General features: G+C 60.6%; 3 protein-coding genes and 1 pseudogene. 3 read left to right on the forward strand and 1 reads right to left on the reverse strand.

From position 1 onward, the window contains the following. From ACTHL0_RS19655 to ACTHL0_RS19665, 3 genes and pseudogenes are all read left to right on the forward strand, one after another. Positions 1-368: pseudogene (locus tag ACTHL0_RS19655) on the forward strand (glycosyl transferase); the annotation flags it as partial. Continuing rightward, on the forward strand, positions 353-754 hold the full coding sequence (locus ACTHL0_RS19660) for a GtrA family protein (protein ID WP_440568542.1): 402 nt from the start codon (positions 353-355) through the stop codon (positions 752-754). The pseudogene ACTHL0_RS19655 and the gene ACTHL0_RS19660, both read left to right, overlap by 16 nt. Continuing rightward, the gene (locus ACTHL0_RS19665; protein WP_440568544.1) at positions 751-2607 is read left to right on the forward strand and encodes a hypothetical protein; all 1857 of its coding nucleotides are present in this window, start codon (positions 751-753) and stop codon (positions 2605-2607) included. The genes ACTHL0_RS19660 and ACTHL0_RS19665 overlap by 4 nt, the downstream gene beginning before the upstream one ends. Here the strand turns inward: ACTHL0_RS19665 and ACTHL0_RS19670 are convergent. Further along, positions 2604-3563, reverse strand: a 960-nt coding sequence (locus tag ACTHL0_RS19670) for a UDP-N-acetylglucosamine 4,6-dehydratase family protein (RefSeq protein WP_440568545.1), incomplete at its 5' end; no start/stop codon positions are given. The genes ACTHL0_RS19665 and ACTHL0_RS19670 overlap by 4 nt on opposite strands.

A 3563-nucleotide genomic window follows, 5' to 3' on the forward strand; every position in this document is an offset into this window, starting at 1 on the left:
CCGATGGATCGGAAAGCAAGCTCAATACGTACCGTGATGGATTCAGGATATTGACCACCATCGCGAAGCTGTTCAAAGCCGAAAAACCGCTACTGTTCTTCTCTATCGGTTTTTTTATCTGTACGGCGCTCTCGATCGCGCTCGCCGTCCCGCTCTTCGAGACATACGTCGAAACGGGGCTGGTTCCGCGCCTGCCCACCAGTGTGCTCTGTGCCGCGCTGGTCCTGTTCGGCGCGATCCTGCTCACCTGTGGCATCGTGCTCGATACGGTCACCCGCGGGCGCACGGAGGCGAAACGCTTTGCCTACCTGTCCGTTCCGGGCCCCCGCGCCGAGCCAAGCCGAGCATCGATATGCAACGCCAGCTAATTCGCTTCGTTTTTGCGGGCGGCATCGGGTTTGTTGTCGATACCGCGGTGCTCTATCTGATGTTGTGGCTCGGCCTCGGCTACTTCGCTGGCCGTGCGGTCTCATTCCTTTGCGCGGTGTGGGTCACCTGGCAATTGAACCGCAGGATTACGTTCTCTGCGTCGGGACACCAATCAGCCTGGGCGGAATGGGTTCGCTATCTCGCCGCGATGTCCGTTGGCGGTGGCGTCAACTACGCCGTCTATAGCGGCGTGGTATCGATGGTGCGCCCCGCGCCGTGGCTGCCCCTCCTTGCGGTGGCGGCAGGCTCGACCGCCGCGCTCCTCGTCAACTTCGCGACGGCGAAATGGTGGGTTTTCAAGCACGCAAGATCGAATCATTCATGAACACTGCTGAGCCATCGACGCGCGCGTCTTCCGTCCGCCAGCGTCGGCTGCCCGATCTGAACGCCCCGCAAACGCTCGCTCGCGCGCGCGTGCTGGTGCCCCTGCTGTTCGGCATTTATTCGGTCTTGTTGGGTGCCGACTCCAATTGGGACCTGCTGAACTATCACTTCTACAACCCGTTTGCGTGGCTGAACGGGCGCCTGCAGACGGATCTCGCGCCGGCGGGCATGCAGTCGTACTTCAACCCGCTGCTTGATGTCCCCTTCTATTGGATGACGTTTCATCTGCCATCGCGTTTAATCGGGTTCGGGATGGGGGTATTGCACGGCCTCAATTTCGTCCTGCTGCTGGGCATCGCTCGGAACCTGTCCCGCGATGCCGCACCTGAGAATCGCAATCGCGTTCCTTTGCTGCTGGCGCTGGCCGGTTCGCTCGTCCCGTGCTTCTTGAGCCAGCTCGGCAACACGATGGGGGACAACTCAACGGCACTGCTCGTGCTCGGCGGATTGCTGGTCTTGCTCAAGGGTTGGGACTTCATGAAACGTGCGACCACAGGCGCCCTGGTACTCCCTGCTATCGGCGGCGTGCTGGTGGGTCTGGCGGTTGGATTGAAGCCAACCTCGGCATGCTATGCCATTGCCATGTGTATCGCCCTTCTGAGCTATCCAGAGCGGCTCAGCATCCGAATCCGCGTTGCGTTTCTCTTCGGCGTAGGCGTCCTGGTGGGATGGGCCCTCACGGGCGGCTACTGGATGTGGCATCTGTGGCGGATCTTCGGCAATCCGCTTTACCCGCAATTCGGCCAGTTCTTTCCTAATCCGTTGGCGCAGCCAATCGGCTCGGGCGATCTTCGATATATCCCGCACGGCGTTCTCCGAACGGTCCTATGGCCATTCATCATGGGAGCCGATCCAAGCCGTGACGCGGGTTTAAGCCGTGAGTTCGTTTGGCCCATCGTATACATCGTGCTCTTGTGCACGCTGGCGACAACCGTCGTTCAACGGCTGCGGGGCAACGAACGCGGCAGCCTGAATACGCGCGCGCGCTTTGTCATTCTGTTTGTCGTGCTGGGCTACTTCGTTTGGATGAAGGTATTCGGTATCTACCGATACCTCGTGCCGATCGAAATGCTGGCGCCGATCGTCATTTTCGCGCTGCTCACGTTCTGGCGGGGCGAGCAATCCGGGACGATAGTGGCTCGCTGGCTGATCGGCGCTATCGTCGCGACCGGGATCGTGGGAGGACTGAAAACCTGGGGGCACGAAGGTTGGAGTGATCCCGTCTTTCACGTCGAGGTCCCACCGATTCCGGCACCTGAACGAGCGACGGTCATTTTCTACAGCGAATCAGGCGCTCGAGGATGGATGGTGCCGTTCCTTCCTCATCAAGCCGCTTACGCCGGCATCGCCAATAGCTTCCCGGCTACCCCTGCGTATTACGAGCGGCTACGCGCCATGATCACTGCCCGGGGCGGCCAAGCCTACGCCGTCATCGATGGCAGCGACGATTGGCGAGCGCAGAGTTTGGCCAGAACCGACAAACTCGTCGGCAAGCTCGGCTTCACCAATAGCGATCGAGGCTGTGCGAATCTCAAATGGATTGTTGACCGGCTGCATTTGCATGCGGCGGTGGAAGATCTGGCGGACAGCGCAAGGAAGTGCCGCCTGACGGTCCGAAGCGATGACGCTCAACAAGCCGTCTTGGCCGGCAACCGCACGCTCGATCTGGCCACGCAAGTCTTCTCGCAAGTGAACCTCGTGCTCGAGCCGCAAACGTGCAAATCGTACAAGGCAAGCATCGGCTCGAACTCGAACTCCACCGAGTATCGATTCTGCCGGGTCCAGCTGCGCTAGCCAGCGCCGCGCCGTGACAACTGCGCTTGCGAGTTCGATTGCGCCGTCTGCAGCACGGGCAGCACGGTCGGCTGATACTCGCACACCCAGCGCCGAAAATCGCGGCGCACCTCGTCGTCCGGCACGACCCGATGCTGCATCAGCCACGGCAGCAACTGATCGAGCAGGTGGTCCGGTACCTCGCGCGCGCGTGCGATTCGCAGTTTTTCATGCGGTGTGCGGGTGGTGGTTTCGTCATCGGCGAGCAGTTCCTCGTATAGCTTTTCACCGGGACGCAGCCCCGTGAATTCGACACGAATCTGATCTTCCGAATAGCCGTACAGTCGAATCAGGTCGCGGGCCAGATCGACAATACGGACCGGCTGCCCCATCTCGAGGATGAAAATCTCCCCCCCCTGCCCCATGCTCGAGGCTTGCAAGACAAGCTGCGAGGCCTCGGGAATCGTCATGAAGAACCGCGTGATTTCCGGATGGGTGACCGTCAGCGGCCCTCCCCTCGCGATTTGTTGCTGGAATTTGGGAATGACGCTGCCCGCGCTGCCGAGCACATTGCCGACGCGAACCGTTTCGAACTGCGTGTGTTCGCTGGTCTGCTGGAGCGCTTGACACGCCATCTCGGCCAATCGCTTGCTCGCGCCCATGACATTGGTGGGATTGACCGCCTTATCCGTCGAAATCAACACGAAACGATTCACGCCGTTGCGAATCGCTGCCCGCCCGACACGATAGGTGCCCAGCACGTTGTTGCGCACGGCCTGCCACGTGTTCAGCTCTTCCATCAACGGCACGTGCTTATACGCCGCCGCGTGATAGACGATCGACGGCGCATAGCGCGCCATGACATGGTCGAGCAGCAGCGAATCTTTGACATCGCCGATGATCGGAATCACCGACAGATCGGGGAAGCGCTCGCGCAGTTCTTCCGTCAGGCGGTATATGGCGAATTCGGAGATGTC

Origin of the sequence: Trinickia sp. (genome assembly GCF_051961175.1) — a bacterium.
Lineage (GTDB): Bacteria > Pseudomonadota > Gammaproteobacteria > Burkholderiales > Burkholderiaceae > Trinickia.